General features: G+C 68.5%; 2 protein-coding genes. Both read right to left on the bottom strand.

The annotated features are described in order from the left end of the window. A partial coding sequence (locus U9980_RS08080) for a CYTH and CHAD domain-containing protein (RefSeq protein WP_322767368.1) occupies positions 1-1,740 on the bottom strand: 1,740 nt, incomplete at its 3' end. 123 nt (positions 1,741-1,863) lie between these two features. After that, on the bottom strand, positions 1,864-2,637 hold the full coding sequence (locus U9980_RS08075) for a CPBP family intramembrane glutamic endopeptidase (protein ID WP_322767370.1): 774 nt from the start codon (positions 2,635-2,637) through the stop codon (positions 1,864-1,866). Positions 2,638-2,640 lie beyond the last annotated feature (3 nt).

The raw sequence follows: 2,640 nt of genomic DNA, 5'->3' as shown, positions 1-2,640 counted from the left end.
CCAGCGACGGTGACGGGGCCGGGATGCCTCCGGCCAGAAGTCGATGAAATCCCGCTCCGCGGTACGCGCCCGGCATTCCTCCAGACCCAGCAACAGCCCGAGGGTGAACGCGGTCGGCTCACCGGTATCCGCGGCCGCGGTGCCCCAGGCACGAAGCAGCCCCTGGGCGACGATCGCATCCTGATGCGTGCCGAGCAGTTCCTGAATCTGCTCGGACAACCTGGCGAACGCCACCGCGTCAGAGCCGAATACCGGTGCGGCCGTCTCGGCCGCGTACCGCAGACGCTTCGCCTGCTTGCGGGCACTGTGCAGCTGGAGGTCCCGCTCGTGGCCGGACGCAGTGGCCAGCGCGGCCTCGACCTTGCGGGTCAGCCGACGGTCCGCGCGTCCGATCAGCTTCGGGACGGCGGTGCGCGCGGGCTGCGTCGCCGGGCCACGCAGCGGTCCGGCGACCACCGCCCGCAGATCAGCAACGAGTGTCAGGTACCGCTCGCTGCGCAGCATCGCCACGGTCTCGGTGCGAGCCTCGGCCTGGCCTGCGAGCAGCTGGCTGTCGATCGCCTCGCCGACCGGGCCACGCACCAGCTCGGCGGGCAGGGCGGCCATCCGCCCGTCGAAGTACTCGACCATCACCTCGCAGTCGCGGGCCGCGGACAGCGCACCGGCCAGATCGCGCAGCTCGCCGTCCAGGTGGCTGGCGGTCGCCGGGTCGAACATCGGCGCGAAGGTACGCAGCGTGCTGCGGAACCGACGGGTCGCCACCCGCATCTTGTGTACGGCATCGGGGGCATCCAGGCGAACCCGTGGATCGGCGGCGAGCAAGGCCTCCACCTGGGCTGCAAGGTAGGCCCGGACAACCTCACCGGCTGGCGACTTCAACCTCGGCCTGGCCCGGGGCGCCGTCGCGTCGGAGTGCCGCTGGTTCGCCAGTGCCGGCCCGAGCACCCGCGCCAGCTTGGACGCGTCCGGGGCTTGGGATGCACCGGCCGCGGTCAGGGTTGCGCCGACCGTGTCCAGCAGGCTGTTCTCACCGGCGCCGACACGTTCGACCTCGATCTCGCGCCACTGGCTGCGCCGCTCGCGCACGGTGTTCCCGCCAAGGGTCTGGGCACTGACGTGATCGTCGACGACCTCCGCGAGATCAGCGCCGGCGGCGTTGCGAAGGCGGATGGCGGTGCGGGTCGTGACCAGCCGCGCAACCGGTCGAAGCGGTGCGCCGCGCAGGTGGACACGCACCAGGTCAACCAGCTCGTCGGGCGGAGTGCGGTTCGCCCAACCATTGTCTGGACCAGCGGCGGCGGAAGCAGCGGCGGACACTTCCGGTACTGGATCAATCACGACCGGCGGCCGGTCGGCACTGCCGACCGGCTCCTTGGCAGCCTCAGCGATATTCGCCCCTTTTGCGCCATCAGCCGTATTCACGATATCCGGGGCCGGCTCGAGCGGACGTTGGATCTCGTCCCGTTCACCGACTTTGATCGGCAGCTTCAGGTGCCAACCGTCGTCGTACCCGCCGGTACGCCGTCGAAATGTGATCTTGTTATTGGCCAGCCGAAAGTCGTCGGAGTCGTAATAGATCGCCTCCAGGGTGACCGTTTCCGGTTCGGTAACAGTGGTGACGCCTTGCAATTGGTCCAACGCGGGAAGCACAAAGACCGGCTCGACCACGAACTTGCGTTCGACTTCCCTCAGTTCACCGCCCATGCCGTCCCCTCTCATCACATCCGACCGGATCGCCATCACCTGGCACCTGCTCCGCCCTGCCACCTTCCGACGCCTGCAACCCATCAGGCAACTAAAAGACCATTATTGTTCAACGTATGTTAACCATCCCGTGGCCCTCATGCCTGCACTGAGCGCGACTCACGGTGTAGGAAGCCAGGAGACCCGACCGGCCAACGTTGCATAGCCGACAAACGCGACAGAATCGATCAAGGAGTGAGCCACCACAAGCGGGCCGATCCGTCCCCAGCGCTGGTAGATCCGGCCGAACAGCAGACCCATGATCAAATTGGCGACGAAGCCCCCGAGCCCCTGGTAGAGGTGGTACGAACCGCGCAGGATCGCGCTCGTTGCCAGCGCGCTCCGGTCGTTGCAGCCAACCTGGCGCAGCCGGGTCAACAGGTAGCCGACCACGACGACCTCCTCAAGCACCGCGTTCTCCACCGCCGACAGCAGCAGGACGGGAATGCGCCACCACACGTCCGGCAGACTCGTGGGGACCACCGTCAGGTTCGCGCCGGAGTGCCAGGCAAGCAGGTACAGCCCGAGGCCGGCGCCACCTACCAGGGCGGCCAGGCCGGCACCGAAACAGATGTCACGGATGGGTTCGCGGCGATCGAACCCGATGGCGGACGGGCCACCGCCGTCGCGCACAAGCAGGTACAACGCCAGCAGCGCGGGCACCAACGCGGTCGCGACACCGACCAGCTGCAGCGCAAGGTCGAGCCACGGACGTCCCGGCGCCGCCGACGAGTTCAGCTCGGCAACCTGGCTGCGCAGCGGTCCGGGCGCGGTCAGATCGCCGATATAGCGGACGGCGGCCCACAGCGCGGACGCTCCCAGCGAGACGCCGAAGACGAGCCACACCTCGGCGACGAGCAACCGCCGGGACAGCGGCCGGCCGACACCGTCCAGGCC

The organism is Protofrankia sp. Cr1, from assembly GCF_963555865.1.
GTDB lineage: Bacteria > Actinomycetota > Actinomycetes > Frankiales > Frankiaceae > Protofrankia.
Note: the sequence above shows the minus strand (reverse complement) of the source record. Positions and strands in the feature narration are given on the sequence as shown.